The sequence below is a fragment of the Kribbella sp. NPDC055071 genome, from assembly GCF_053608045.1.
In genome coordinates, this window is record NZ_JBSGUS010000013.1 from 119,098 (window position 1) to 145,696 (window position 26,599).

21 protein-coding genes are annotated in these 26,599 nt (G+C 68.2%); 9 read left to right on the plus strand and 12 right to left on the minus strand.

What is annotated here, in order from left to right; translation table 11 throughout:
* Positions 1–22 precede the first annotated feature (22 nt).
* A complete protein-coding gene (locus tag ACWF4Z_RS22180) occupies positions 23–880 on the minus strand; it encodes a TetR/AcrR family transcriptional regulator (RefSeq protein WP_452245011.1) in 858 nt (285 codons plus the stop codon).
* A gap of 79 nt (positions 881–959) precedes the next feature.
* Between ACWF4Z_RS22180 and ACWF4Z_RS22185 the strand changes: the two genes are divergently transcribed.
* The gene (locus ACWF4Z_RS22185) at positions 960–2,660 is read left to right on the plus strand and encodes a carboxylesterase/lipase family protein (protein WP_452245012.1); all 1,701 of its coding nucleotides are present in this window, start codon (positions 960–962) and stop codon (positions 2,658–2,660) included.
* Here ACWF4Z_RS22185 and ACWF4Z_RS22190 read toward each other — a convergent pair.
* Both ACWF4Z_RS22190 and ACWF4Z_RS22195 read right to left on the minus strand, forming a co-directional pair.
* A complete protein-coding gene (locus ACWF4Z_RS22190; protein ID WP_452245013.1) occupies positions 2,646–3,464 on the minus strand; it encodes an LLM class flavin-dependent oxidoreductase in 819 nt (272 codons plus the stop codon). The two genes, ACWF4Z_RS22185 and ACWF4Z_RS22190, sit on opposite strands and share 15 nt — an antisense overlap.
* 247 nt (positions 3,465–3,711) lie before the next feature.
* A complete protein-coding gene (locus ACWF4Z_RS22195) occupies positions 3,712–4,344 on the minus strand; it encodes a LysE family translocator (protein WP_452245014.1) in 633 nt (210 codons plus the stop codon).
* 65 nt (positions 4,345–4,409) lie between these two features.
* Between ACWF4Z_RS22195 and ACWF4Z_RS22200 the strand changes: the two genes are divergently transcribed.
* A complete protein-coding gene (locus ACWF4Z_RS22200) occupies positions 4,410–5,585 on the plus strand; it encodes an MFS transporter (RefSeq protein WP_452245015.1) in 1,176 nt (391 codons plus the stop codon).
* On the opposite strand, the gene ACWF4Z_RS22205 is transcribed toward ACWF4Z_RS22200, so the two are convergent.
* A complete protein-coding gene (locus tag ACWF4Z_RS22205) occupies positions 5,506–6,090 on the minus strand; it encodes a TetR/AcrR family transcriptional regulator (RefSeq protein ID WP_452245016.1) in 585 nt (194 codons plus the stop codon). The genes ACWF4Z_RS22200 and ACWF4Z_RS22205 overlap by 80 nt on opposite strands.
* Before the next feature lie 70 nt (positions 6,091–6,160).
* Here ACWF4Z_RS22205 and ACWF4Z_RS22210 point away from each other — a divergent pair, with 70 nt between their 5' ends.
* The gene (locus tag ACWF4Z_RS22210) at positions 6,161–7,249 is read left to right on the plus strand and encodes a serine hydrolase domain-containing protein (protein ID WP_452245017.1); all 1,089 of its coding nucleotides are present in this window, start codon (positions 6,161–6,163) and stop codon (positions 7,247–7,249) included.
* Here ACWF4Z_RS22210 and ACWF4Z_RS22215 read toward each other — a convergent pair.
* Positions 7,218–8,651 (minus strand): alkaline phosphatase PhoX, encoded by a 1,434-nt coding sequence (locus ACWF4Z_RS22215; RefSeq protein ID WP_452245018.1) that lies wholly within the window; start codon positions 8,649–8,651, stop codon positions 7,218–7,220. The genes ACWF4Z_RS22210 and ACWF4Z_RS22215 overlap by 32 nt on opposite strands.
* A 248-nt stretch (positions 8,652–8,899) precedes the next feature.
* On the opposite strand from ACWF4Z_RS22215, the gene ACWF4Z_RS22220 reads away from it, so the two are divergent.
* Complete coding sequence (locus tag ACWF4Z_RS22220) at positions 8,900–9,274, plus strand: hypothetical protein (protein ID WP_452245019.1); 375 nt, start codon at positions 8,900–8,902, stop codon at positions 9,272–9,274.
* An 863-nt stretch (positions 9,275–10,137) separates the two neighbouring features.
* Here the strand turns inward: ACWF4Z_RS22220 and ACWF4Z_RS22225 are convergent.
* Positions 10,138–11,451 carry a S8 family peptidase gene (locus ACWF4Z_RS22225; RefSeq protein WP_452245020.1) on the minus strand — a complete coding sequence of 438 codons (1,314 nt, stop codon included), beginning with the start codon at positions 11,449–11,451 and terminating at the stop codon, positions 10,138–10,140.
* Between the two features lie 59 nt (positions 11,452–11,510).
* Here ACWF4Z_RS22225 and ACWF4Z_RS22230 point away from each other — a divergent pair, with 59 nt between their 5' ends.
* From ACWF4Z_RS22230 to ACWF4Z_RS22240, 3 genes are all read left to right on the plus strand, one after another.
* A complete protein-coding gene (locus ACWF4Z_RS22230) occupies positions 11,511–14,114 on the plus strand; it encodes a CHAT domain-containing protein (RefSeq protein WP_452245021.1) in 2,604 nt (867 codons plus the stop codon).
* 68 nt (positions 14,115–14,182) lie between these two features.
* On the plus strand, positions 14,183–14,767 hold the full coding sequence (locus ACWF4Z_RS22235) for an RNA polymerase sigma factor (protein ID WP_452245022.1): 585 nt from the start codon (positions 14,183–14,185) through the stop codon (positions 14,765–14,767).
* Positions 14,768–14,775: 8 nt separating this feature from the next.
* Entirely contained in the window at positions 14,776–15,231 is a 456-nt protein-coding gene (locus ACWF4Z_RS22240) for a hypothetical protein (protein WP_452245023.1), read from the plus strand.
* Here ACWF4Z_RS22240 and ACWF4Z_RS22245 read toward each other — a convergent pair.
* Positions 15,221–15,817: a redoxin domain-containing protein gene (locus tag ACWF4Z_RS22245; protein ID WP_452245024.1), complete on the minus strand. Its 597-nt coding sequence runs from the start codon at positions 15,815–15,817 to the stop codon at positions 15,221–15,223. The two genes, ACWF4Z_RS22240 and ACWF4Z_RS22245, sit on opposite strands and share 11 nt — an antisense overlap.
* Positions 15,818–15,839: 22 nt before the next feature.
* On the opposite strand from ACWF4Z_RS22245, the gene ftsH reads away from it, so the two are divergent.
* On the plus strand, positions 15,840–17,828 hold the full coding sequence (ftsH, locus tag ACWF4Z_RS22250; protein ID WP_452245025.1) for an ATP-dependent zinc metalloprotease FtsH: 1,989 nt from the start codon (positions 15,840–15,842) through the stop codon (positions 17,826–17,828).
* Between the two features lie 2 nt (positions 17,829–17,830).
* Here ftsH and ACWF4Z_RS22255 read toward each other — a convergent pair whose 3' ends face one another.
* On the minus strand, positions 17,831–18,673 hold the full coding sequence (locus tag ACWF4Z_RS22255; protein ID WP_452245026.1) for a helix-turn-helix transcriptional regulator: 843 nt from the start codon (positions 18,671–18,673) through the stop codon (positions 17,831–17,833).
* Between the two features lie 100 nt (positions 18,674–18,773).
* Here ACWF4Z_RS22255 and ACWF4Z_RS22260 point away from each other — a divergent pair, with 100 nt between their 5' ends.
* The gene (locus ACWF4Z_RS22260) at positions 18,774–19,670 is read left to right on the plus strand and encodes an alpha/beta hydrolase (RefSeq protein ID WP_452245027.1); all 897 of its coding nucleotides are present in this window, start codon (positions 18,774–18,776) and stop codon (positions 19,668–19,670) included.
* Here ACWF4Z_RS22260 and ACWF4Z_RS22265 read toward each other — a convergent pair.
* Genes ACWF4Z_RS22265 through ACWF4Z_RS22280 form a run of 4 tightly spaced genes read right to left on the minus strand, consistent with a single transcriptional unit; the run spans position 19,667 to position 24,861 of the window.
* Entirely contained in the window at positions 19,667–20,845 is a 1,179-nt protein-coding gene (locus tag ACWF4Z_RS22265) for an acyl-CoA dehydrogenase family protein (RefSeq protein ID WP_452245028.1), read from the minus strand. The two genes, ACWF4Z_RS22260 and ACWF4Z_RS22265, sit on opposite strands and share 4 nt — an antisense overlap.
* A 10-nt stretch (positions 20,846–20,855) precedes the next feature.
* On the minus strand, positions 20,856–21,644 hold the full coding sequence (locus ACWF4Z_RS22270) for an alpha/beta fold hydrolase (RefSeq protein ID WP_452245029.1): 789 nt from the start codon (positions 21,642–21,644) through the stop codon (positions 20,856–20,858).
* Positions 21,645–21,670: 26 nt separating this feature from the next.
* Entirely contained in the window at positions 21,671–23,359 is a 1,689-nt protein-coding gene (locus ACWF4Z_RS22275; protein WP_452245030.1) for a PHA/PHB synthase family protein, read from the minus strand.
* Complete coding sequence (locus ACWF4Z_RS22280; protein WP_452245031.1) at positions 23,356–24,861, minus strand: long-chain-fatty-acid--CoA ligase; 1,506 nt, start codon at positions 24,859–24,861, stop codon at positions 23,356–23,358. Before ACWF4Z_RS22280 ends, ACWF4Z_RS22275 begins: the two co-directional genes overlap by 4 nt.
* Between the last annotated feature and the right edge of the window lie 1,738 nt (positions 24,862–26,599).

Genomic DNA, 26,599 nt, shown 5'->3' on the forward strand with positions numbered 1-26,599 from the left:
GAGCTGTGGTTGTTGGCGTTTGTTAGTGGGGTGGGTGTTTGTGGGCTATCAGTGCGGCTATGCCGTCGAGGATTCGGTTGAGGCCGAAGGTGATGTCGTCGTCGTGGACCTCGTCGGTGTAGTCGTTGCCGGACATCAGGGTGGCCAGGACCGAATAGCCCAGGTCATGCAGGCGAGGTTCGAGGAATCGTGCCACCGCGGCCGGGTCGACGGAGGTCGTGGCGCTCTCGCGGACGTCGCGGCGCGCGGCGGCGATTCGTCGCGCGTAGCCGTCCAGCAGTAACGCGCACGACAAGCTTTCGCTCGGACTCAGTCCGGCGCCGGTGAGCACCTTCAGGATCGCCTCTGCCCAGCCGAGCAGATTCGGCGTCACCGGCGCGCCGCGGATCGGTAGATCGCAAAGCCAGGGGTGCACGTCACACCGATCGACCATCGCCTGTGTCCAGCTGGTCGCCGCGGCCCGCCAGTCCTGTGCCGTCTGGTGGACAGCACGGTCAGCTCGATCGCCGGTCGGATCGTGTCCCGCAACCCCGTCAACGCCGGGAACTGGATGGGCTTGCGTCCGTCTGTGGGCGGCGGCCTCGGGTTCGTGGCCGACCAGGTCCGGTGGTAGACCCCAGGCCGCGTCACCGAGGAGTACCAGCAGCTCATCTCGCGACCGGACGTACCGGTAGATCGCGTTGGCGGTCAGCCCGAGCTTCTGGGCGAGCTTGGGCATCGACAACGCGGCGAATCCGTCGGCATCAGCCAGCTCGAGAGCGGCGTCGACGATCTGCTCGACACTCTGCGTCGGCTTCCGGCCGAGCTTGTTCGACTTGGCGGGCTCGCCCCAGGCCAGCACGAGCCCCGGAGGCAGGTGCGCATCGTCGGTCGGCGACATCAGATCGGCTCCTTCGGCCCGGGCTGGGTTGACTTCGTGTGTACCTTACACTTTATATTAGTGTGACCAACACACGAATATGACCAAGGATGCGAGCACCGATATGGAACAGCAGGACCACCACGACCGACCGGGTCGCCGACGGCCGCGGATCGACCTTCCTCGCCGGCTCGGAGCACTTCTGACCGCGGTCTTGCTCTCGGGCTCGGCAGCGGCCTGCGGAGGAGCAACAGAAGCCGCGACCAACCACCCCGGTACGTCGGAAACTCCCGCGGCCGTCGTGGTCTCGACAGACGCCGGCGCGGTACGAGGCAAGCTCACCGCGGAGGCCAGGCTCTTCCAAGGAATTCCGTATGCCGCACCGCCGGTCGGCGCGCTCCGCTGGGCGTCGCCGCACCGGGCCGCGTCCTGGATCGGCATCCGTGACGCCACCAAGCCCGGGAACCGCTGCGCCCAGGCCGAAGGGCTGATCGACCCGGCCAGCACAACCGAAGACTGTCTCTACCTCAACGTGACGACGCCGCTCCACAGCAACGGACGCAAACTGCCGGTGATGGTGTGGATCCATGGCAACGGATTCATCAGCGGTGCCGGCAGCCTGTACGACGCGCAGCAGTTGGCGAACAGCGGTCAGGTCGTCGTGGTCAGCCCCAACTACCGGCTCGGAATCTTCGGCTTCCTTGCGCATCCGGCGCTCGACCACGGCCAAGCCCGGCAGCTCTCGGGCAACTTCGGTCTCGAGGACCAGCAGGCTGCGTTGCAATGGGTCAAGCGCAATGCCGCGGCGTTCGGCGGCGATGCCGGCAATGTCACGATCTTCGGTGAATCCGCTGGCGGTACGAGCGTCTGCTCTCATCTGGCCTCGCCGGGATCTGCCGGACTGTTCCAGAAGGCGATCGTGCAGAGCGCTGAATGCACCGGGCGGAAATGGTCGCCCGGACCGCCGACCTGGTTTCCGCTGCCACGCTCCGAGCGCGAGCAGCACGGCCTCGATGTCGCGGCAAAGGTCGGCTGCTCCGCCCCGGCGACCGCTGCGGCCTGTCTGCGGGCCAAGCCGACGGCCGAACTTGCCAAGTGGTCGGACGACGGTGTCGGCTCAGGACCCACCGTTGGCGGTGGTGTCCTTCCGCTCAGCCCGGAGCGCGCCTTCGCAACTGGCCGCTATAACCACGTCCCGATCATCCAGGGGACCACGCGCGACGAGCACCGCCTGTTCACCGCAGCAATTGAGACCGCGACCGGTCAGGTGACGACCCCGGCCAGCTACAGCGAAGAAGTCCACACGCTGTTCAACCAGTCGGATGCCAAACGGATCCTGGCCCGCTATCCCGTCGACCAGTTCCATTCGGCCGGCGAGGCGTTGTCGGCCGTCGTCACCGATTGGGCGTGGGGGTGTCCGGTCCTCGATCGCGACCGGGCGCTCGCGGTACATACACCGCTGTATGCGTACGAGTTCGCCGACGAGAGCGCGCCGTGGTTCAGCACGCTGCCGAAACCCAACTTCCCGACCGGCGCGTTCCATGGCGCCGAACTCCAGTACCTCTTCGCCGACGAGCAACTCCCCGGCCCCACGACACCTGCGCAGAAAGAGCTCGCCGCGACGATGATCAGCTACTGGACCCAGTTCGCCCGCACCGGAAACCCGAACCGTCCCGGCCTGCCGCAGTGGCAGCCCTTCCAGCACAAGGCAAACGTCCAGTCGCTAGCCCCCACAAAGATCACCACGGCCGACCTGGCCAAGGAACACCAGTGCACGTTCTGGAACTCAATAGCCAGCTGACGGTGGGCCGGCGGCGATCCGGGTGCGGACCTGGTGGAGACGTTCGGGACTGTGATGGGGCATCTCCCAGCGCGTTTCCAGCCACCAGGTAGCTCCGGCGTCGGCCCACGGGACAACCATGGCCGCGGCGGCAGTCGGGTCGTCTGCTGGTGTTTCTCCCTCGGCGGTCACGTCCAGAGTGGCGGCGCCGTGATCCGCGAGCCAGGCGCGGAGGTTACGGAGTTCTTCGGGGGACTCCTGGCCTTCTGGAAACTGAGGGAGTACGCCGTCGCAGCGGAGGGCGCGTCGCATCGACTTGGGTCTTGGCCAGGCGCCGACGACCCAGATCGGAATCCGCTCCTGGACAGGTCGTCCCACCTCGGCGAGATCGTCGCGGGAACACTCGTAGTCGTAGTGCCGGCCGTGATAGCTCGAGCGGCCGGCCCACAGTTCGCGGATCAGGTCGATGCCCTCGTCCATCATCGCCGCGCGGGTCCGCAGCTCCAGCTCCTCGCCGGTGTCCGGCAGATCGGTCTCGACCGCACCGAGCCCGACCGCCAAGATCGCTCGCCCAGCCGACAGCTGATCCAACGTCGCGACCTGGCTCGCCACCTTCCACGGCCGTCGCCAAGGCAACGGTGTGAGCATCGTGCCGAGCCGGATCCGCTGCGTGCGGGTCGCGATCGCCGTCAACAATCCCCAGGGCTCGACGCCGTACGCCGCCTCCCAGACGAAGACCCCGTCCCACCCCGCCTCCTCGGCCAGCACCGCCAGCTCGAGCTGCTCGACTGCTGTCCCGCCTGGAAGAATTACGCCGTATCTCACGGCACCTTCCTATCCGCGCCCACCGACAATCTGCAGCCTCAGCGGATGTCGGCCGGCGAGAAGATCACCTGGACCGGCGGCTCCGGCCTGGTCTGACAGCTAAAAGCAAAACAGAGGCGGTCTGGAGGCCATCACAATCCGCGGTTCCGGTGGAGGTCAGGCGACTTCGGCGCGATCGTCGGGTCAGCCACCACTGGCTGCCACCATGACGCCGACCACAGCCAGGCACCCAGTCACGCAAAGAAAGCTAGCGCAGGAGGGCCAGTCGTACGCCGAGGCCGATGAAGATCCCGCCCGTGGCGGTGTCGATGCGACGGCGGGCGGTACGACGGGTCCGCAGCCAGCGACCGATCCGGCCGGCGAGTAGACCGACCGTTCCGTCGACAAGGAACTCGAGCACGATCAGGATCGCGCCGAGAACGGCGAACTGGAGCCAGACCTGCCCGCGCTGCGGATCCACGAACTGCGGAAGGAACGCGATGGTGAACGTCACCATCTTCGGGTTCAGCAGGTTCGTGGTCAGGCCGGTGAGATAGGCCTTCCGCCCGGACATCGGGGCACCGGTGGAGTCCGCCGCGCCGGGGTCGTCCTTGCGGTGCCGGATCATCTGCACGCCCAGGTACACCAGGTAGGCCGCGCCGATGATCCGGATGGTGGTGAAGGCGACCGGTACCGCCGCGAACAGCGCGGCGAGCCCGGCCGCCGCCACCGTGACATGCACCGCCTCGCTGGTCGCCACGCCCGCCGTTGCCAGCAGCCCGGCCCGCGGGCCGCTGCGCATTCCGCAGCCGAGGATGAACAGCATGTCGGGGCCGGGGGTGATCATCGCGATCGTGGACGTCAGCAGAAAAGCCAGTAGTAGGTGCTGTCCGATCGGCATCCCCTGAGTCTCGCACACGGGGTGGTGCACCTGACAAACATAAGAACAATCATTACTATCTAGCCATGAACGGCGTTCCGGTACGACGGTTGTGGGTCGCGGTGCTGTGTGGGTACCTCGCGTTCGGTGCCGCGCTGCAGGCGTTGCCGACGTACGTGCCGGCGAAGTTCGGCGGCGGCGCGCTGGCGAGCGGAACCGCGGTCGGGATCGCGTTCGCGGCGACGGCGTGCGGGCGGCCGTTCGCTGGCTGGCTGGCTGATGCCGGCTGGTCCCGGCCGGTCGTGGTGACGGGCGGCGTGCTGGCGGCTGTTGGTGGCCTTGGGCAACTGCTTGCGCCCGACCTGGCCTTACTGCTGGTCGCACGGCTGGTGATGGGTGCCGGTGAGGCCGCATTGTTCTCGGGGGCGCTGCCGTGGGTGCTCTCGGGTACGCGGTCGGCGCAGCGCGGGCGATTGGCCGGCTGGTTCGGGTTGTCGATGTGGGGTGGGCTGGCCGGCGGACCGGTGATCGCGACGGTCGTCGGTGACCGGGTCTGGTGGGTGGTCGTCGGGCTGGCGCTCGCGGCGGCGGCGGTGGTGCTGACGACCCGTTCCGATCGAGAGCGGCGTCAGCCGCTGGTGCGGATCCGCCGGCCTCGCGACTTGGTGCCGGTCGGCGTTCCATTGCCCGGAGCAACCATCGGCCTGGCTGCCTACTGCTACGGGACGGTGGCCGCCTTGCTCGTACTGCGATTGCGCGCCGACGACCTCGGTGTGGACAACATCGCGCTGGCCGTGTTCGCGGCGGCGTTCCTGGTCACGCGGTTCGCCGGCAGCCCGCTCGTCGACCGGTACGGCGGTCGGGTGGTGGCAGCGTCGACCGTACCGCTCGCGATCGTTGCGCTGGTGGGTCTCGCGCTGGCCGATGGGCCGGTCATCGCGGTGCTGTCGACCGCGTTGGCCGGAGTCGGACTGGCGCTGGTCTATCCCGCCTGCATCTCGATGACGCTGGATCGCGTGCGTGGGCTGCGACCTGGCGTCTCCATGGGCGTGATGACGTCGTTCTGGGATCTCGGGGTGATGGCGGCAGGTCCACTCGGAGGGCTTATCGCCGAGCAGGCCAGCTACCCGGCCGCGTTCCTCGTCGCGGCCGGAGTTGGCGGAGCAAGTGTCCTGGTCGTCCTCAGAGCGCCGAGTCGAGCAGCGTCTCCACGATCTCCCGCGCCTCGGCGCCGAGCCCCGGATCCTGGTCGACCGCGCTGATGAGGGTCGCGCCTTCCAGTACGACGACCAGCTGCCGCGCCGCCCGCCCGGGATCATGAGCTCCGGCGCCCAGCAGCAAACGCTCGAAGAGCTCGCGGTAGAAGGCCAGATGTTCGCGCGCGAGGCGACGCGGCGCGCCGTCCTGACCGCGGTCCTCGGTCGCCGCGTTCATCATCGCGCAACCGCGGAACCCGGCTTCGGCGTACCAGCTGGCGACCAGGTCGAAGACCGCCAGGATCTGCTCGCGGCCCGGCGGCGCTTCGGCGACCGCTGCGTTGTGCCAGGCGCGGACCCGGTGGGTGCGGTCGGCAAGCACCGCTTCGACCAGACCGTCCTTGGATCCGAAGTTCTTGTAGATGGTCAGTTTGGACGCACCGGCGGCTTCGACGATCTCGTTGATCCCGGTCGCGTGGATCCCGCGCCGGCCGAACACCTCCGCCGCCGCCTTCAGGATCCGGGCCTTCGTCGCCTCCGGATCCAACCGTTCCCCAGCCTTGACCGGCATGGTCCAACCACCTCCACGTCCCAGCGTACCGAGCTGGACCTAGATAAGAATGATCGGTACTATCATCCGCATGTGGACAGCGCCGGGATTCGAGCCCGTGGCCGAGGCCTTCGAGCGGAACTTCACCGAGCGGGGTGAGCTGGGTGCGGCGTTCGCGGCGTACCACCGGGGTGAGTTGGTTGTCGACCTGTGGGGCGGGACCGCTGACGCGGAGACGGGCCGAGCGTGGGACCGGGACACCATCCACCTGATGTTCTCCGGAACCAAAGGCCTCGCCAGCGCGTGCATCCTCCTACTGGTGCAACGCGGTCAGCTCGGGCTGGACGATCCCTTGGCCCGCTACTGGCCCGAGTTCGGTGCTGAGGGCAAGGATCGGATCACGATCGCCGAGGTGTTGTCCCACCAGGCCCGCCTGCCGTGGGTCGAGGCCGGGTACGCCGACCTGCTCGATCACGACCTGATGGCAGCACACCTGGCCGCGCAGGCGCCGGCGGCCGATCCGCGCGCCGGGTTCATGTACCACGCGGTGACCTGGGGCTGGCTACTCGACGAGCTGGTACGGCGGGTCGACGGTCGTACCGTCGGGCAGTTCTTCGCGGACGAGTTCGCCGTACCGCTGGAGCTCGAGGTGTGGATCGGTCTCCCCGCGGAACTGCAGTGGCGGGCGGCGACGATGGTGGCGCCGGAGGGCGTGCTCGTCGACGGGCCTTGGTCGGAGTTGAACCGGCCCAATCCGCTGTGGGTGCCCGGCGCGGAGAAGATCTGGAACAGCGAGGAATACCGCAGCGCCGGGCTGGCCGCGGTCGGTGGCTACGCGACGGCGCGCGGGATGGCGGGCTTCTACGCCTCACTGCTGGGCGAAGGTGACGGTATCCTCAAGCCGGAGACAGTCGCGCTCGGTCGCCGGGAGATCCGGCGTGGCATCGAGCCGACGTGGGGGAGTCCGATGGTTTACGGCGCCGGATTCGAGTTGCAGGCCGGTGACGGCCCGGCCGACGCCTTCGGTCACGCCGGAGCCGGCGGCTCGCGGCACGGCGCTTGGCCGAGCCACGAGACCGCCTTCTCCTACCTGATGAACGAGGTGCGGGTAGGACCGGACGAACGCTCGCTCACCCTGTTGGCAGCGCTCAGCCGAGGTAGTCGCGCCACGGGCCGGTGATGGCCAGCGTGATGCCCGGCGTCTGGATGTTGACGAAGAGCACCTTGCCGTCGTCCGAGAACGTCGGCCCGGTGAACTCCGAGTCGTTCAGCATGTTGCGGGCGATCGCGTACGTCGGACCACCCGGCGTCGCGCTGAGCACGTGGCTCGCGCCGATGCCGTCCTCGGCGAGGATCAGCGAGCCCCACGGGGTGACGGTCACGTTGTCCGGGCCGTCGAAGTTGAGGTCCTGGTACTTCGACGTCAGCGAGTTCGCGGCGGCGTTCTCCGGGAAGTACGTGACCAGCTGGATGGTCTTGGCGTCGTAGTTGTAGAACCAGACCATGCCGTCGTGCGGTACGCCGTCGGCCGGGACATCGGCGGTGCCGGACTCGGCGAACGAGTTCACGACGTACACGCCCTCGCTCGTGCCGTAGACACCCTCGAACTTCTTGCCGCGGGTGATCTGGCCGTCGGTGAACTGCTTGCGGACCGACACCGAGGCGCCGTCGCGGTCGGGCACTGCCACCCAGGTGGTGCGGAATGGCCGGAGCAGCTGGGCCGAGGTCAGGTACGCGACATCCGGGATCGGCTTGCCGTCGTCACCCAGGATGGCGAGCGCCTCGAGCGTACCGAAGTCCTTGTCCTGCAGGTCTTTCCAGCTGTCCGAGCGGAGCTTGTAGCCACGCGGCGCGGACCAGCGGTAGAAGGTCCCGTTCGGGCCGGAAGCGTCCTCGGACAGGTAGATGTGAGTGCGGTCCTGGTCGATCGCGAGGGCCTCGTGGGCGTATCGGCCGAGCGCCTTGAGCGGCACCGGGTGCGCGGTCTTACCGTCTGCCCAGACCTCGAAGACGTAGCCGTGGTCCTTCAGCCGGGTGGTCCCGTTGGCCTTGTTCTCGGTCTCTTCACACGTCATCCAGGTGCCCCACGGCGTCGGGCCGCCGGCGCAGTTGGTGATCGTGCCGGAGATACCGACCCACTCACCGAGGTTCTTGCCGTCGCGGTCGACCGAGATGACCGTGCAGCCGCCGGCCGCACCGACGCCCGTGTCGTAGACCGTGCCCTCGATCTGCGGTACGCCGAGCGGGTTGTCGGCGCCGATCTCGTGGTTCTGGATCAGGGTGTACGTGTTGTGCCGCGCGCCGTCGAAGACCGCGGTGCCGTCGTGCAGCGTCGGCGTCGGGTGACCGCTCTTCAGCGTGGTCTGGCCGGCCTGCGTCACGATCCGGTACTTGAAACCGGCCGGGAGGGCGAGAATGCCCTTCGGGTCGTCCAGCAGTGGCGGGAACGGCCGGTGCTGCGGGAACGGGCTGTGGTGCGACGAGGGCGTCGCGTCGGCGAGAGTCGGAACGGTGCCGACGATCCCGACGCCCGCCGCACCGGCGGCGGCCCCTCGAAGAACGGAACGACGTGCAACTGGCATGGCAGGGCTCCCTTGTGCGGATGGTCCTCTGGATCCTTCACCGGGAGCACTGACACCTGGCAAACACCACCTGAACAACTTCCCGGCAAGAACATCTGCAACGAATGGAACTTGCCCGGCGTCTACTCTGGGAGGTGATGGTGATGCGCAGAGTAAGAATACTCGTCACTACCGCAGTGACAACCGCCGTCCTGGCCGGCCTGATGGTTGCGTGCGGCAATGAATCTGGAGCCGGAGGGGACCCGTCGATGACACCCACGAGCAGCGATCCACAGTCGCCCGAGCCGCCTGTCCCACCCAGTACGACCCCACCCGGCACGACCTCGCCCGTGACCCCGCCCACAACTCCGCCGACGCTGCCGGCCGATCCGGTCGAGCAGGCGAAGGCCGACCTGGCCAAGCGCTTGAGTGTGGGCGCGGGCGAGGTGACCGTGGTCAGCGCGGCTGAGGTCACCTGGCGCGACGGCAGCCTCGGCTGCCCGCAGAAGGGCATGTACTACACGCAGGCCCTGATCCCCGGGTTCCGCACGATCCTGAAGGTCGCCGGCACCGAGTACCACTACCACTCCGGCAGCGGTCGAGCGCCGTTCCTCTGCGAGAATCCGCAGCCGCCACTCAACTGAGAATTTTCGGCTCTTGTGTCGGATGTGTGGGTTGATGCGGACACCGCTTCGCGGCGACTGGCCCGTTTGCCGCCTTCGGCGGGGGCCGCAGATGGCTGTTGTGCGCTCAGGTCGTGCGCGCGAGCCGGGTTCAGGTGATCGAGTCGTGGATCCGGGTCAGGAATCGGCGGCGAATTTCGCCGATATCCACGACTCGAAAACCCGGCCCGAACCACTCGCCACGACTCGATGCGCCCGACCACGGCCGCCGCCGTCTTTCCGGAACTTCCTGGTCGCTATCCGCAGATTTACTTCCGGAAAGACCCAGCCCACCCCCACCACAGTCCACCCCCGTAATCACACCCCGCACGGACCCCGAGCGTCAGCCTCACCACAGTCCACTCCCGTGACCACACCCCGCCCGTGCGACCACTCCGGTGAGCGGCTCCGGAATAGCTGCCGATTTCCCTGGTCGCGGTGGTGTGGGTCAAGGGTCGAAGATCGCGCAGCGACGCCGAAGGCGCCCTTGAGGCACGCCGCCGCGACTGGCACGATCACGCAGCCCGGAGACCGCGCCACCACATCCCCGTCGCGCACACCAGATGAGCGACCGGACACCGGTTCGCGCCCCGCCGCAGGCGGCAACAGACCAGCCGCCGCGCAGCGGCGACCAATCAACCCACACATCCGACACAACAGCCGAATTTTCTCTGCCGTCGGGTGTATCACCGTGCGTGGCCGCCGACTCCGCACAAATGGGGGATGTCTCCGAGTTGCGTCTGGGGGGATGCGGCACGGAGGCGCGTGAGGGGGGAGGGCTGACGCGGTGCGGACAATCCGGTGGTCAGGCCGGCGGTCCACACCGCGTCAGCGCACGTCCGAGCTCAGATTGATCCGAGTGCGTCGCCCGCTCGCAACACTGGGCCGACACCCGGCTCCGGCTGGGTCAGTGCGAATGCGAGCAGCGCGTCCGAGGCCTGCTTGGCGCTCTCACCGGTGACCGACATCCGGCCGGCGATCAATGCGGCGACGAGCGGTGTCGAGAACGACGTACCGCTCCATTGCGCCATGCCGGCGAACTCGCGCACGTCCCCGGCGTTCGGCGGTTCCGTGCATTCGTAGGTGCCGGTCAGGAACGCGTTGATCAGGTCCTCGCCCGGTGCGTACACGTCGACCCACCCACCGAAGTTGCTGAACGAGGCGCGATCCCGCCCGTTCGCTGCCAACGCACCGACCCCCACGGTCTCGGGGAACGCGGCCGGCCAGAAATAGTCCCGGGTGGCTTCGTTTCCGGCGGCCGCGACCAGGGTCAAACCATTGACGCGATTCAGCCGCGTCTGGATGAACACATCGAGCCCGAGCGACGGCAGATCGAAACGAGTCCGGGTCCCGGCCGACAAGCTGATGATGTCCGGCGCCAGGTCGAGGACTTCATCGAGCGCTTGGGCCAGGTCGAACTCCCAGATCGCACCGGCGCCGGTGAAGTAGCTCTTCACCACGACCTCGACATTGCGCGCGATCGCCCGCATCACTCCGGCGATGAACGTCCCGTGACCGGCGTACGGACGGATCCGCCCGAACCCGTCGAACGCATCCTCCGGGTCACCGGTCACCCCGGCCAGCCAGTACGCCGCCGGCGCCTCGGACCAACCGACGTCCAGTACGACGACCTTCACGCCACGCCCGTCCGCGGCGCCGGCCGACAGGAACGGAGTCGGCAATACGGGATCCGGCGGAGTACCGGGCGCGACCTCCTCCGGCTCGGTCGCGGGACACGGACTCACGCTGGGACACACGTAGAACAAGTGCTCCGGCGTGACCACACCTCGCCCGAGCCGCGAATCGGCGTACGCGAGGAAGGCCTGAGTGACGGTTGCCCTTTCGGGTACGTCCGGTGGCGTCTTCTCCGGCAGGAACAGCCGCGTGACTCCGCCGATCCCGCCCTCGCCCGGCGTGCCGCCGCCGAAGAGCTCGGTCACCCGGGTCAGGTCCTCGTCGCGGACCAGCACGACGCCGGTGCGGTAGATGTACTCGGCGCCGCCGGGTTGCTTCTCCCAGTCCCGCGGATAGACCTCGACCTCCCGGCCGAACTCCCGCAGAATCAGGTCGATCTGGGAAACGTATTTTCTCTCATACGTTTGATTGCCCCCATCGCCTTTGCTTTGTCCCTTGTCCCCTTGATCCGTGCCTTCAGCCATTTGCGGCTCATCCCCCTGGAATCGAATGAATTGACGCAATCGGCCGTTATCCTTTCAGAGTGCCGACCGCCGGGGGGAGTGTCGAGGCGGAATCTTTGCTGCCTCTTGCGTTGTCGCGCCCGCATGACGCGATCGCGGCGGCGCGCTCGCTGCTGGCCGCTGATCCGTCGGCTGTCGCGGCATCGCTGGCCCATCAGGCGGCCGGTATCGGGCTGCGTCAGCTCGGTGATGCGACGGCCGCCGTTCGCGAGTTGCGGATCGCGCTGCGGCTTGCCGAGCAATCCGGTCGATCGGAGCGCGCGGCCGACGTACTCGCGACCCTGGGCGCGACGCTCGGCCGGGCCGGCCGCAGCAAGGAGGGCTTGGCCAACCTCGACCGTGCCGTCGAGCTCAGCCGTGGCGCGTTGACCGGACGGGTGTTGTTGCGGCGCGCCGACGTCCTACTGGTGCTGGGCAGACATCGCGAGGCACTGGACGATCTGCGCGCTGCAATCACGCGTTTGCGGCGTTCCGGCGATCAGGTCTGGGAGGCGCGCTCGCGGAATTACCGCGGCTTCATCCAGCTCGCACTCGGCGGGACCAAACGTGCGGACGCCGACTTCTCCGTCGCCGAACGCCTGTACGCCGCCACTGGCCAGGAGTTCGAGTACGCCGAAGCCCGCCAGAACCGTGGTCTGGTCGCGTTCTCGCGTGGCGATCTGCCGACGGCACTGGGATATCTGGACGACGCCGGCAAGCGGTTCGCGGCAGTCGGGGTGGTGTGGCCGGACCTGGCGATCGACCGGTGCGGCGTGCTGCTCGCGGCCGGGCTCAGCACCGAAGCGCTGGCCGAGATGGATCAGGCCGTCATGCGGATGGAGGCCGAGGGGGCACAGGCCACCAAGCGCGGCGAAGTCTGGTTCGCGGCGGCGAATGCGGCGCTCGCGACCGGCGATCTCCCTGCTGCGCAAGAGCGTGCCGGAAAGGCGAGGCGGCTGTTCTCCGCGCAGCGTCGCGAGTGGTGGTCGGTGCGTTCGGCAATGGTTCAGTTGGAGGCTCGCTACCAGTCCGGTGAGACAAGCCCGGGGTTGCTGCGTCGAGTGAGCGAGGTGGCCCGTCGACTCGATGCCCTCGGCGCTTCGGAAGCATCAGCCGCGCATCTATTGGCCGGCCGGCTCGCATTGGCCGCCGGACGGACGCGCACGGCGAGCCGCGAGCTCGAATTGGCCGGGCGACGCAGCAAGGACGCGCCGCCGCTCGCACGCAGCGCGGCCTGGCTCGGCAAGGCGTTGCGATCGGAGGCCGGCGCCGATGTTCGCGGCATGTTGATGGCGTGCGGGCGCGGCCTGGATGCGTTGGACGAGCACCGGCTGACGATGGGCGCGACCGAGCTTCGAGCCTTGGCGACGGGGCACGGCGCGGAGCTTGCCGAGTTGGCCTTGCGAGACGCGCTGCGCAGAGACGACGCACAAAGCCTGCTGGTCTGGAGCGAGCGGTGGCGGGCCACCGCACTCAGCGTTCCGCCGGTGCGACCGCCGGACGACGAGCAGCTGGTCGGTGATCTCGCCGCGCTGCGAGACGTCGTACGGCGACTTGACGCGCAGCCCGACCCGGCGTTGGAACGGGAACGACGGCGGCTGGAGAAGGCAGTCCGCGAGCGGACCCTGCGGGCGCAGGGCGAGTCGTTGCGCGCGGCAACGACTCGCTTCGACCCCGGCGAGCTGGCTGATGCGTTGGGCGAGACGGTGCTGATCGAGTTGGTCGAGGTCGACGACGTACTGCAGGCCGTTGTGGTTCGCGACGGGACGATCAGCCGGCATGTCGTTGGGCCGGTCGCAACGGCTGCGGTGGAGGTCGAGCGATCCCGGTTCCGGTTGCGGTGGTTGGCGCATGGACGGTCCCAAGGCAGGTCACAGCGCGGTCCTTCGCTCGATGTGCTCGGCGCCAGGCTTGGCGATGCGATCCTCGGGTCCACGCAGGACCTGCTGGGTGATCGGCCGGTCGTGATGGTTCCGCCTGGGCGGCTGCAGGCACTGCCGTGGGGACTGCTGCCGTCGTTGGCCGATCGCCCGGTGAACGTCGTACCGTCGGCGGCGACCTGGTTTCGGGCGCGCCGGCTGCGACCGCCGGCCGATCGGCGTGTGGTGCTGGTGCTCGGACCGGGCTTGTCAGCGGGTCGCGCCGAGGTGATGCAGTTGGCGAAGAACTATCCCGATGCGACGGTCCTGGCCGACGGCGATGCGACCGCAGACAAGGTGTTGCATGCGCTTGATGGTGCGTGGATCGCGCACATCGCCGCGCACGGCACGTTCCGGGCGGACAGTCCGCTGTTCTCGTCGTTGCGGCTCGACGACGGGCCGTTGACCGTGTACGACTTCGAGCGGCTGCGGCGGGCGCCGTACCAGTTGGTGTTGTCCAGTTGCGATTCCGGGCTCGCGAAGCCTGTCGGCGCCGATGAGCTGCTGGGGTTGAGCAGCAGCCTGATTCCGCTCGGTGCGGCGGGGATCCTGGCCAGCGTCGTACCCGTAAACGATCCGGCGACCGTGCCGTTGATGACCGCGCTGCATGACAACCTGCAGGCCGGTCAGTCGCTGGCCGCCGCCTTCGCCGATGCCCGAACGGCGGCCGCCGACGATCCGGTCGCAGTGGCCGCGGGGAGGTCGTTCGTCGCTCTGGGGGCTTGAACCGATGTATCACAACGGTCTGTACCGGCTCCGTAAAGATAAGCGGTCCGGTGGAAGAGGGGGATGACATGCGGGACGACCCGACTGTCGTCGATCTGGTCACCCGGGCCAGGGACGGCGACAAGGATGCCTGGGACGAGTTGGTGGAGCGCTACGCACCACTCGTCTGGTCCGTCTGCCGACGGTACCGATTGGCACCCACCGACACCGACGACGTCGGGCAGAGCGTTTGGCTGCGGCTGATCGAACACCTGCCGGGTCTGCGTGAGGCGGCGGCCTTGCCAGGCTGGATCGCGACCACGACTCAGCGGGAGTGCTACCGGCTGATCCGTGCCGCGAGTCGGATCGAGCCGGTCGATCCGTCCGAATCGACTGATGTAGTCGTGCAGGCGATCGCGGAGGAGGAGGTTCTGCGGCACGAACGGCGGGCCGTGCTTCGGTCCGCCTTCAAGGAGTTGTCGCAGCGGTGCCAGGCGTTGCTGGCGTTGCTGGCGTTGGATCCACCGACGGCGTACGACGAGATCAGCCGGCGACTGCAGTTGCCGATCGGCAGCATCGGACCCAACCGGGCGCGGTGTCTGGACCGACTCCGCCGTACGCCCTCGCTGGCCTTGCTGGTCGCCGGGGGACCTGAAGACGAGACAAGGAGGTGAGCGGAGTGATGGATCTCGATTGGGACGACGACGAGCTGTTCGAGGCTTTGCGGGACGCGCTGGCCAGTAGCGACGAGGTGCCGAGAGCGTTCGTCGAAGCCGGTAAGGCGGCCTTCGGCTGGCAGACCATCGACGCCGAGCTGGCCGCGCTCACCTACGATTCGGCCTGGGACGCCCTGGCGCCGGTGCTGGTCCGGTCCGAGAGCGCCACGCTCCGGTCGCTGACGTTCGCGTCGGACGACTGGACGATCGAGATCGAGCTCACCCCGGACGGTGTCCTCGGTCAGCTCGATCCACCCGAGGCCGGGATCGTCTCGGCCCGCGACGACGGGGGCGAGGTCGCGTCCGCCGAGATCGACGACCTCGGGTTCTTCGCGCTCCGCCCGGTCCCGACGTTTCCTTACCGGCTCGTCTGCAGCCTGCAGTCCGGCATCACGATCCTGACCGGGTGGATCACTCCTTGACGCTCTCCCCGGCGGCGGCCTTGCGGTCCCAGCCGTGGAAGCGGGAGAAGTCGCCGGCCTCCCACGCCTCGCGCATGCCGGGCTTGCTGAGGTCCCAGTCGGGCCGCGTTTCTTCGCCGACCGCGCGGAGGTCCTGCCAGAGCTCGGCGAACGAGGGCCGGCCCCAGAACCAGTAGCCGTTGTAGATCTTGTGGACGATCAGCCCGGGCTTGAGCACGAGGGTGTGCGGGACCATCGGGTTGTTGTCCGGATCGGTGTACTCCTGGATCTGCAGGTCCTGCTGCACGATCCGGCCCGGGTCGGACAGGAACGGCCACGGCGCGCCGACCGCCGCGCGGAACTCCTGCAGCGTGTGGTGCTCGTCGGTCGCGATGGTGACGATCTGCGTGTAGGCGACCGCGATCTTGGGGTAGTTCTCCGCGAGCTCGCGGTGCTGCTGGTGTTCCTTCGGGCAGTAGTGCCCGCGGGCGAGCGTCAGGATCAGCGGATCGTCACCCTGTAGGTCACTGAGCTTGCGCCGTACGTCGGTGTGGTCGGGCAGCTCGTAGTCCGGAAAGGTTGCGCCAGGCACGATGTCAGATCGCATACTCGCAGCGTAACCTGATCGAATGAGCGAGCAGGACCACCCGCCGCAGGAGCAGAAAGCGCAGGACGAGCCGTCCCAGGACCAGCCAAGGTCCGGCGGCGACGATTCGCGCCGGCCCGCGCACAAGCCCTGGCGCACCGAGGGCCTCCCGGCCGGGCACGGGGACAGCAACAAACCGAAGCGGCCGCGCTGGTGGAAGTGGGTGGCCTGGATCGTCGGTGGATATCTGGTGCTGTTCCTGCTCACCACGATGCAGGACCAGATGGCCGGCGGCGAGCAGACCATCGCCTACACCGACTTCACCACGCAGGTGACGAAGGGGAACGTCGCCGAGGTGTTCTCCCGCGGTGACACCATCGAGGGCCGGCTGAAGGCCGCCGCCCCGATCCCGGGCAACACCGCCAAGTCGTACACCAAGTTCACCACCGAGCGGCCGACGTTTGCCAATGACAACTTGTTCGGCGAGCTGCAGAAGAGTGGCGCGACGGTCCGGGCGACGCCCGTGGTCCAGCAGCGTGGCGTGATCTGGAACCTGGTGCTGTCACTCCTGCCGTTCCTGCTGATCGCTGCCTTCTACTTCTGGCTGTTCCGGCGCCAGCGGTCCGCCGGTGGTGGGCTGGGCGGCCTGCTCGGTGGCGGGCAGAAGAAAGCGCCGGTCGATCCGACCACGGTCCGGGTCACGTTCGCGGACGTCGCCGGGATCGACGAGGTCGAGGCCGAGATCGAAGAGGTCGTCGACTACCTGAAAGAGCCGGACAAGTACCGGCGGCTCGGGGCTCGCGCGCCGAAGGGCGTGCTGCTGGAGGGCGCACCGGGAACCGGCAAGACGCTGCTCGCCAGGGCCACCGCCGGGGAGGCCGGCGTGCCGTTCTTCTCGGCGAGCGCGTCGGAGTTCATCGAGATGATCGTCGGGGTCGGCGCGAGCCGGGTCCGGGAGCTGTTCGGCGAGGCGCGCAAGGTCGCGCCGGCGATCATCTTCATCGACGAGATCGACACGATCGGACGCGCCCGTGGTGGCGCCCGGTCGATCGGCGGTCACGACGAGGGCGAGCAGACCCTCAACCAGATCCTGACCGAGATGGACGGATTCTCCGGTGACGAGGGCGTCGTCGTACTGGCGGCGACCAACCGGGCGGACGTGCTCGATCCCGCGTTGCTGCGGCCCGGCCGGTTCGACCGCACGATCACCGTGGTCGCGCCGGACCAGAAGGGCCGGGAGGCGATCCTGCGGGTGCACGCGCGCGGGAAGCCGCTCGCGCCGGACGCCGACCTGAACTCCCTGGCCAAGTCCACGCCCGGCATGACCGGCGCCGACCTCGCGAACCTGCTCAACGAGGCCGCCCTGGCCGCGGCCCGCCAAGGCGAGTCGCAGATCACCCAGCGCGATCTGACCGACTCGCTCGAGAAGGTCCAGCTCGGTACGGCGCGCAACGTCGTGATGCCGGCCGAGGAGCGACGTCGTACGGCGTATCACGAAGGCGGTCACGCGCTCCTCGGCATGGTCCAGGTCGGCGCCGATCCGGTCCGAAAGGTGTCGATCATCCCGCGCGGCCGCGCGCTCGGCGTCACGCTCTCCACCCCGGACGCCGATCGGTACGGGTACGACACGGAGTATCTGCGCGGTCGCATCATCGGAGCCCTGGGCGGGATGGCCGCCGAGCAGGAGGTCCTCGGCGTCGTCACCACCGGTGCCGAGAGCGACCTGCAGACGGCGACCCAGATCGCGCGCTCGATGGTCGGTCGCTGGGGCATGTCGGAGGCGGTCGGACCCGTCTCGGTCCTGCCCGCAGAGGGTGACGCACGGTCGGCCGGTGTCTCCGACGAGCTCCTCAACACTGTCGACCTCGAGATCCGCCGCCTGATCGAGGAGTGCTATGCCGAAGCCCGCCGCCTCCTCCGCGAGAACCGCTCCCGCCTCGACTCGATCGCCGAACAACTCCTGGAACACGAAACCCTCGACGAAGCCGACGCCTACGCCGCCGCCGGCATCCCCCACGACGCCCGAGCCTGACGTCAGTCCATCAGGTCCGCGGGGTTCGACGACCATTGGAGGAGGAATCTGAGGCCGGCGAAGGACTCGGAGTCCGGCTCGGCGGTGTACGCGACCAGGAGCTGCTCGGGGTGGGTGTCGACCGTGAACTGCTGGACGTCGAGCGTGAGTCGACCGACCGTCGGATGGTTGTAGGTCTTGGTCAGCTGCCGCGGACCGCGGACCTGATGACTCGCCCACCACGTGCGGAAGTCGGCATCCGTGCTGAGCTCCTCGATCAGAGCCTCCAAGGCCGGATCGTGCGGAGTGCGGCCTGCCTGCATCCGGAGGGCGGCGACGCACTCACGAGCCGCGCGGGGCCAATCGGCGTACAGGGCGCGGAAGTCGGGATCGAGGAAGGTCAGGCGGATCAGGTTCCGGTGTGCGGGCGGGATCGTGCCGAAGTCGGTGAGCAGCGCGGTCGCGCCGCGGTTCCACGCCAGGACGTCCATGCCACGATGCAGCACCATCGCGGGTACGTCGTACATCGTGTCGAGCAGCTGCCGTAGCCGCGGGGCCACCTCGGGCTGGCTCGTACGCCGGGAGCCGGCAGGCGCGACGTCCGCGACGGTGAACAGGTAGTCCCGTTCGTCGGTGGCGAGCTGCAATGCGTCGGCGAGGGCGTTCAGTACGGGTCGCGAAACCCGCCGGGTCCGGCCCTGCTCGAGCCGGACGATGTAGTCGACGCTGACGTGTGCGAGCAGCGCGAGTTCCTCCCGCCGCAGCCCGGGCACCCGCCGCAGCCGACCGTCGTCCGGTACGCCGACCTGCGCCGGATCCAGCGCGGCCCGCCGCGTCCGCAGGAACTCACCGAGCTCGTTGTCCACGTCTCCAGTGTGCTCGCACCGCGTCCTGGGTGCCTGGTACTGGCGTGCATAGGCAGCATCCTCCCTGGAACCACCCGCAGCCGAGCGCGACGTTGGAGGCATGAAACTGAATGTCACCTTTCCCAGCGCCGGCCTGGAGCTCGCCGGTCACCTCTACACACCCGAGGGCGCCGGTCCGTGGCCTGGCATCGTCGTCGGGCATCCCGGCAGCGGTGTGAAGGAGCAGGCTGCCGGTCTGTACGCGCGCCGCCTGTCCGAGCAGGGTTTCGTTGCGCTCGCGTTCGACGCCGCGTACCAGGGCGAGAGCTCCGGCGAACCGCGTGGGCTCGAGGATCCAGCTCACCGGGTCGAGGATCTGAAGGCCGCGGTGTCCTTCCTGACCACGCGCGATGAGGTCGATCCGGAGCGGATAGGTGCCCTCGGCATCTGTGCGTCCGGTGGATACAGCCTCGTTGCCACCGCAACCGATCATCGGGTCAAGGCTGTTGGCACGGTCAGCGCCGTGGACATCGCTCGCCAGTTCCGGTTAGGTGCCGACGGCACCCAAGACCCGGCCGTGTTCCAGGCGATGCTCGATGCGGCCGCGGCGGCGCGTACGGCCGAGGCTCGGGGCGGCGACGTACAGACGTTCAAGCTGTTTCCGGACACCGAGGAGGAAGCCCGCGCCGCGGGACCGCATGTGTTCGAGGGGTGGCAGTACTACTGCACGCCGCGGGCGATGCATCCGCGCTCGGCGAAGGCGTTCACGTGGACGAGTGTCGACCGTCTCGGTACGTTCGATGCCTTCCAGGCGTTGCCCACGTGTCCGCTGCTGATGATCGCCGGTCGCGAGGCTGTGACCGCGTGGATGAGCGTCGAGGCGTTCCAACGGGCGCAGGGTCCGAAGGAGTTCGTCTGGATCGAGGGCGCCACGCACGTCGACCTGTATGACAAGGACGAGTACGTCACCCCGGCCGTCGCCAAGCTGACAGCGTTCTACAAGGAGCAGCTGGGTTAGACGAACGCCGAGTGGCCGGTGATGGAGCGGCCGACGATCAGGGTGTTCATCTCGCGGGTGCCTTCGTAGGAGTAGATCGCCTCGGCGTCGGCGACGTACCGGGCGACGTTGTGGTCGAGCAGGATGCCGTTGCCGCCGAGGAGTTCGCGCGCGTACCCGACGGTCTCGCGCATCCGCATCGTGCAGAACATCTTCGCGAGCGACGCGTGTTCGTCGTACGCGAGACCGTCGTCCTGCAGCTGGGACAGACGGGTGCACAGCGTCGCCGACGAGGTGGTGTTGGCGAGCATGCGGACCAGCAGATCCTGCACGAGCTGGAACGACGCGATCGGCCGGCCGAACTGCTCCCGCTCCTTCGCGTAGGCGAGCGCGTGGCGATACGCGCCACGAGCACACCCGACGGCCATCCAGGCGACGCCGGCGCGCGTCATCAGCAGCACCTTCGCGGTGTCGCGGAACGACTGCCCGCCCGCCAGCCGATTCTCGTCGGGGACGCGCGCGTCGGTGAGGGTGATGAGCGCGTTCTGCACGACCCGCAGGGCCATCTTGTTCTCGATCTTGGTGGTGACGAAGCCCGGCGTGTCCTTCTCGACCACGAATCCCTTGACCTGGCCGTCGTCCTCGTCGCGAGCCCAGATGACGGTCAGGTCGGCGAACGTCGCGTTGCCGATCCACTTCTTCTGACCGTTCAGGATCCAGCTGTCACCATCGCGTCGCGCGGTCGTCGTCAGGCCGCCGGAGGCCCCGGATCCCACGCCGGGCTCGGTCAGACCGAAGGCGCCGATCAGCTCGAGGTTGGCCATCCGCGGGAGCCATCGTTGTTTCTGCTCCTCCGAGCCGCAGAGGTAGATCGAGCCCATCGACAGCCCGCTGTGCACACCGTGGAAGGTCGCGATCGAGGGGTCGGCGGTGGCGAGCTCCATCGCGATCAGACCGTCCATCAGGTAGCTGCGGCCCGGACAGCCGTACCCCTGGTACGGCGTACCCACGGTTCCGAGCTCGCGCAGCGCCGGGATCAGCTCGAACGGGAACGTCGCCCGATTCCAATGCTCGTTGATGATCGGCGCGACCTGCTTGTCGCCGAAATCGCGGACGGCGTGCAGCAAGGAGCGATCCTCGTCGCCGACGAGGCCTTCCAGGGCGTAGAAGTCGATCGGATCGGTGGTGGTGGGCATGTCGACCCCCTCAGCGGGATAGGAACTCCGTGACTACTGGCGCGAGTGTCTGTGCTTCGATGATGAGGTCGACGTGCCCGCCTGGGTAGACGTGCAGCTCGGACCGCGGGATCAGGCGCGCCATCAGGTGGGCGTTCACAACCGGGATGATCGGGTCGTCGTCACCGCTCAAGATCAGCGTCGGCTGCCTGATCAGTCCGAGGAACGGCAGACTCGTCCAACCCGCGCCGGCCATCAGTTGGTACACGTACCCACGCCGTGAGCCCGCATGCGGCTGCGTCTGGAACAACGCCCGGATCTCACCCGACCGCTTCCGGGCACTACCGCCGTACAGGTACGCCGCAACGCCGCCGGCGTACTCGGGGTCACGGAAGCGCCTGGGCCCGATCATCTTCAGCAACGTCGCTGGGTTCGCGGGCACCATCAGGCTGCCGGTCGCGGTGCTGACCAGCACCAGCCGACGGACGGTCTGGCGATGCTGCGCCGCCAGTTGCTGCGCGAGTCCGCCACCCCACGACAATCCGAGTACGTCGACCTGCTGGTAGCCGAGGTGGTTGACCAGCCGGCGCGTCATCCAGGCCAGGGCTGCGAACGAGTACGGCCACGGAGCGACCGGCGAACCACCAACGCCGGGTACGTCGAAGCGGATCACGTCCCGACCCGGGTCGAGCTGGTCGACGAACGGCTGGAAGACCTCCAGCCCGGCGCCGATCCCGCAGCACAGCAACAGGGGAGGAGCTGTCCGCCCGTCACCCCGGCGGACGTCGTACCGGATCTGTTGACCGGCCACTCTCATCATCTGCGGCTGCACTTCGAGACCGGCGCTCATGTGGTGAAGACGTAGCTGCCGGGAGCGGGGTCGAGTGGTGGGAGACCGGCGCCACCGAGGTCGCTGGGTGCGTTCCGGAGGCGGCCGCCGCGTTCGGTCAGCCAGCCCACGAGGTCAGGCCACCACGACCCTGCGCTTGTCGTTGCTGAACGCAACCATTGGTCCGGGTCGGGTGGATTGGTCTCGTTCACCTGGAAGGTCGCCCTCGGGTTGCCGGGTGGGTTGACGATCGACGCGATGTGACCGCTGGTCGAGAGCACGAACCGGGTCTCGCCACCGAGGAGCTGCGTGCTCCGGTAGCACGATTGCCACGGACAGATGTGGTCCGCGATGCCTGCGACGACGTACGCCGGTACGCCGATCTTGCCGAGGTCGACCGCCGTACCCAGCATGCTCGTTGCGCCTGGATGCGTGAGCGAGTTACTCATGCCCATCTCGACGAAGTCGCGATGCAACGCGGCCGGCATTCGGGTGGTGTCGGCGTTCCAGAACAGGACATCGAACGCGGCCGGGTCCCGTCCCTGCAGGTAGTTGTTCACCCAGTAGTTCCAGATCAGGTCGTTCGGCCGGAGCCAGGCGAAGACCTCCGCCAGCGCCCGGCCGTCCAGATACCCGCGCGACGCCGAGGCAGCGACTGCCGCCGCGGCGATCCGTTCGTCCACGACCGCGGAGGCGAGACCCGCGCGGGCCTGGTCGAGCACGGTGACGGCGAGGGTCAGGCCGGCCACGCGGTCGGCCTCGCCGCGGTCGGTCAGCACGGACATCAGCATGGACGCGAGGATGCCGCCGGAGCAGGTCGCGAACAGGTGCACGAGGTCGGACCGGCAGATCCGCTGTACGGCGTCCATCGCCTCACTGATCGCTTGCCCGTACGTGTCGATTCCCCAGTCCCGGTGGCGGGCATCGGGATTGCGCCACGAGATCGTGAAGACCTGCAGGTTCTGGTTGACGAGATACTCGACCAGGCTGCGGCCGGGGGACAGGTCGACGACGTAGTACTTGTTGATCACCGGCGGCACGATCAGCACCGGTACCGCTCGGACCTTGTCGGTCTGCGGCGTGTACTGGATGACCTCGAGGACTTCGTTGCGGAAGACAACGGCTCCGGGCGTCACCGCGAGCGATTTGCCCACACTGAAGGCGGACGACTCCACCATGCTTGGTACGCGTGGGGGCGTGCCGAGGTCACGGACCAGGTTGCGGAACCCGCGCATGCCACTCAGGCCGGCCGTGTCGATGAGGGCCTTCCAGGCCATCGGGCTGATCAGCGGATTGTTGCTGGGGGCAAGCGCATCGACGACGTTGTCGACCACGAAGGACATCCGCTCGTGGTCGCGCCATTCGAGCTCGGCGTCCTTGGTCAGCGCGCCCGCGGTCTCGCCGGCGGCCAGGTAGGCCTGGACGAGTCTGCGCAGGAAGGGGTTCTGGCTCCAGGCGGGGTCGGAGAACCGTCGGTCCCGAGGGGATGGCGCGCGTTCCGACGTACCGGCCGCGACGCGTCCCAGGTCCACCGACAGGTTTGCGAGGCGGCGGCCGACTACGCCGGGCCGAACCGCGAGACTGCTCGCCATCCGGATCCAGGAGGAGTTCGGGAGAAACCTCCGCAGCGGGCCGGTCGCTGCGGCGGTCAGCAGGAAGTCCAGCGGTTCGGCGAGATCCTCGGCCCGGTCGGCGGCCGTGGTCATGACCCGAGTCCTTCCGGGATCTTGATCTCGCGCCGCAGGATCTTCCCGGTCGGCCCCTTCGGCAACTCGTCCACGAACCAGACCGCCCGCGGATACTTGTACGCCGCGATCCGCGCCTTGACGTGATCACGCAGCTCCTCCGGGGTCGCGGTCGCACCGGCCTTGAGCTGGATCGCGGCCCCGATCTCCTCGCCCAGGCTGGGATGCGGGATGCCGACCACGGCGGCCTCGGCGACGGCCGGATGCTCGTACAGGACCTCTTCGACCTCGCGGGGATAGACGTTGTAACCGCCGCGGATGAGCAAGTCCTTCTTCCGGTCGACGATGAAGTAGTAGCCCTCGCCATCCTGCCGGGCCATGTCGCCGGTGCTGAGCCAGCCGTCGGCGTCGACCGTGGCCGCCGTCTCGTCGGGCTTGTTCCAGTAGCCCTTCATGACGTTGTGACCGGCGATCTGGATCTCGCCGATCTCACCCGCGGCGACCGGCATCCGCCGTTCGTCGACGAGCCGGAGCTGGACACCTTCGATCGGCGTACCGATCGAACCGGGCTTGCGTTCGGCGTGCGGATGGTTGAACGAGGCAACGGGTGAACTCTCCGACAGGCCGTACCCCTCCAGGATGATGCAGCCGAAGGCAGCCTCGAAGGACTTCAGCACCTCGACCGGGAGAGCGGCACCGCCGGAGACACAGCATCGCAAGGTCGAGACGTCGTACTGGTCGGAGTCGGGGACGCCGAGCATCGCGGCGTACATGGTCGGGACGCCTTCGAAGATCGTGACGCGGTCGCGCTGGATGACTTCGAGCGCTTTGGCGGGGGAGAAGCGCGGAATCAGGGTCAGGGTCGAGCCGTTCGCGATGGACGCGTTCATGCCGCAGCCCATCCCGAAGACGTGGAACAGTGGGAGACAGCCCATCACCACGTCGTCCGGGCCGATCTCGATCAGGGTCCGGGCGGTGACCGCCTGGTTGCGGTTGAGGCCGGCGTGGGTGAGCTCGGCGCCCTTCGGCTTTCCCGTCGTACCGGATGTGTAGAGCACCACGGCGGTGTCGTCATCGGCCCGGCTGACGGGATCGGTCGCTGGTTCGAGGGCTGCGAGCATGTCCTCGAACTCACCAGGCACGACCGAGAGGAAATCCGCGCCGGCAGCCTTCGCGCCGGCCTCCGCCTCGGCGGTGACGTCCCGCCACGCGAGGAGGAGCCGCGCACCGGAGTCGCGGAGGTAATACTCGACCTCGCGCTCCTTGAGCAACGGATTCATCGGTACGACGATCGCCCCGGCGCGCAGGATTCCGTAGTACGCGATCGGGAACTGAGCCACGTTCGGCAGCATCAGCCCGACCCGATCACCCGGCCCCACGCCGTACCCGCGCACCAACGCGACCGCCTGCGACGCCAGCCGATCGAGCCCCGCATACGTAAGTATCTCGTCGTCCATCCGAACCGCGGGATGGTCCGGATAGATCGCGGCGGACTCGGCAAGATTATGACTGAGATTGGTCATCGAACCCTCCCGTAACTCGGCTCCACCCCCCACCATCCACCCCCCACCCCCACCTGTCATTGGCAAACCAAACAACATTCCACCGAGCCACGACCCCACCCGACACCGCTCCACGGCGACACCCTTGTCGCCGCCTCCGGCGGGCGATGCGGTCACCGCTTCGCGGTGGCTGTCTCTTGCCGCCTTCGGCGAGGGCGCGGATCCCGGATCGCCGCTCCTGTGGTGTGCGCCGAGCGGACTGTGGTGTCGGGGTCTGCGGAGGGACTGTGGTTCGCGGGCTCCGCTGCGTGATCGTGCTAGTCACGGCGGCGTGCCTCAAGGGCGCCTTCGGCGTCGCTGCGCGATCTTCGACCCTTGACCCACACCGCCGTGACCAGGAAAGGACGCAGCTACGCGGATCCCGCGGGGAGCTATGAGCCAGGTGATGTGGATCCCGGTTGGTCGGCGTGGAGCTGTGAGCCGGGGTTGAGGTGCGTCGGGTTGGTCGGTGTGGTGACGGGCTGGTCTGGTTCGGTGTGATTCGGTGCGGAATCCGGTGGACGGGTCGGTCCTGGTCTGTCGGTGTGCACGTGGCAGTCGCGCGAGGGGCTGTCTCGGGCTTGGGATCTCGCGATCCGGGCAGATTCATCCACTCGCTGGTCCGGCAGCGCGTGTCTCGCGGGCTGGGGTGGATCTCTTCCCGTTGCGGGTAGGAGATCCTCCCGGCCCTCTTCCCTGCCAGGCCAATCCCGCCACCCGGACAAACCCGACCACATCCCGAGACCCACCCGGATCCATCCCGCTCTTGGGCTGTGATCTCCGGGGTTGTCCCATGAGTTTGTCGGTTCTGGCGTGAAATTCCGGTGGGGGAAGGGACAAGCTCATGGGATAACCCGTGAGCTGGAGACCACCCCGGCCGGGCAACTCCACGACTTCATCGGCCAACCGGTTCCAGGTGTGCCCAGCGGCACCCCGGGCCGTCAACTGATCGCGATCCACCCCCGTGAGCACACCGGTGTCCCACCCAGACAGGCCCGGCAGCCTCACCACAGCCATCATCGTGAACACGCCGGGGTCCCGCCCGGACCCGGCTCGTCAGCCTGACCACGGTCGGCCGCCGTGATCACACCCAGAACGCGACCACTCGGGTGAGCGGCTCCGGGATAGCTGCGTCCTTCCCTGGTCGGGGTGGTGTGGGTCAAGGGTCGAAGATCGCGCAGCGACGCCGAAGGCGCCCTTGAGGCACGCCGCCGCGACTGGCACGATCACGCAGCCCGGAGACCGCGCCACCACAGTCCCCTCCGCGCACACCAGACGAGCGGCGGGACGGCAGTTCGCGCCCCGCCGGAGGCGGCGACAAGGGAGTCGCCGCGTAGCGGTGTCCGATGCACCCTGCACCACATCCCTGTCCCGCGGGCGCGCACGCAGGCCGGAGGCCGCGCCACCACAGTCGTCGGCGCGAACCGGGTGGGCGCGGACGGGCAGTTTGCGCACCACGCACGTCCTTCGCGCGAACCGCAGGAGGCTGGAACGACAGTTCGCGCACCCGCTGGAGGCAGAAACAAGCGAGCCGCCGTGGAGCGGTGTCTGTTGTGCGTGGGAGACCGCACGCTGCGGAGCGGGTCTGATTTGTGCGGGGGGCACAGGAGGTGGGGGGAAGTTCGGGTTGGTGGGACAGGAATGGGTGGGGGTTGGGGTGCGAATCTCTTGGTATCGCCAGTCCCGGCCTTACCTGGAAGGAAATTCCGATGATTGCTTT

Coding starts and splice junctions, on each gene's coding strand:
- ACWF4Z_RS22180 (WP_452245011.1), bottom strand. CDS start 880: ATGTCGCCGACCGACGATGCGCACCTGCCTCCGGGGCTCGTGCTGGCC.
- ACWF4Z_RS22185 (WP_452245012.1), top strand. CDS start 960: ATGACCAAGGATGCGAGCACCGATATGGAACAGCAGGACCACCACGAC.
- ACWF4Z_RS22195 (WP_452245014.1), bottom strand. CDS start 4,344: ATGCCGATCGGACAGCACCTACTACTGGCTTTTCTGCTGACGTCCACG.
- ACWF4Z_RS22200 (WP_452245015.1), top strand. CDS start 4,410: ATGAACGGCGTTCCGGTACGACGGTTGTGGGTCGCGGTGCTGTGTGGG.
- ACWF4Z_RS22205 (WP_452245016.1), bottom strand. CDS start 6,090: ATGCCGGTCAAGGCTGGGGAACGGTTGGATCCGGAGGCGACGAAGGCC.
- ACWF4Z_RS22210 (WP_452245017.1), top strand. CDS start 6,161: ATGTGGACAGCGCCGGGATTCGAGCCCGTGGCCGAGGCCTTCGAGCGG.
- ACWF4Z_RS22215 (WP_452245018.1), bottom strand. CDS start 8,651: ATGCCAGTTGCACGTCGTTCCGTTCTTCGAGGGGCCGCCGCCGGTGCG.
- ACWF4Z_RS22220 (WP_452245019.1), top strand. CDS start 8,900: ATGACACCCACGAGCAGCGATCCACAGTCGCCCGAGCCGCCTGTCCCA.
- ACWF4Z_RS22225 (WP_452245020.1), bottom strand. CDS start 11,451: ATGGCTGAAGGCACGGATCAAGGGGACAAGGGACAAAGCAAAGGCGAT.
- ACWF4Z_RS22235 (WP_452245022.1), top strand. CDS start 14,183: ATGCGGGACGACCCGACTGTCGTCGATCTGGTCACCCGGGCCAGGGAC.
- ACWF4Z_RS22240 (WP_452245023.1), top strand. CDS start 14,776: ATGGATCTCGATTGGGACGACGACGAGCTGTTCGAGGCTTTGCGGGAC.
- ACWF4Z_RS22245 (WP_452245024.1), bottom strand. CDS start 15,817: ATGCGATCTGACATCGTGCCTGGCGCAACCTTTCCGGACTACGAGCTG.
- ftsH (WP_452245025.1), top strand. CDS start 15,840: ATGAGCGAGCAGGACCACCCGCCGCAGGAGCAGAAAGCGCAGGACGAG.
- ACWF4Z_RS22260 (WP_452245027.1), top strand. CDS start 18,774: ATGAAACTGAATGTCACCTTTCCCAGCGCCGGCCTGGAGCTCGCCGGT.
- ACWF4Z_RS22265 (WP_452245028.1), bottom strand. CDS start 20,845: ATGCCCACCACCACCGATCCGATCGACTTCTACGCCCTGGAAGGCCTC.
- ACWF4Z_RS22270 (WP_452245029.1), bottom strand. CDS start 21,644: ATGATGAGAGTGGCCGGTCAACAGATCCGGTACGACGTCCGCCGGGGT.
- ACWF4Z_RS22275 (WP_452245030.1), bottom strand. CDS start 23,359: ATGACCACGGCCGCCGACCGGGCCGAGGATCTCGCCGAACCGCTGGAC.
- ACWF4Z_RS22280 (WP_452245031.1), bottom strand. CDS start 24,861: ATGACCAATCTCAGTCATAATCTTGCCGAGTCCGCCGCGATCTATCCG.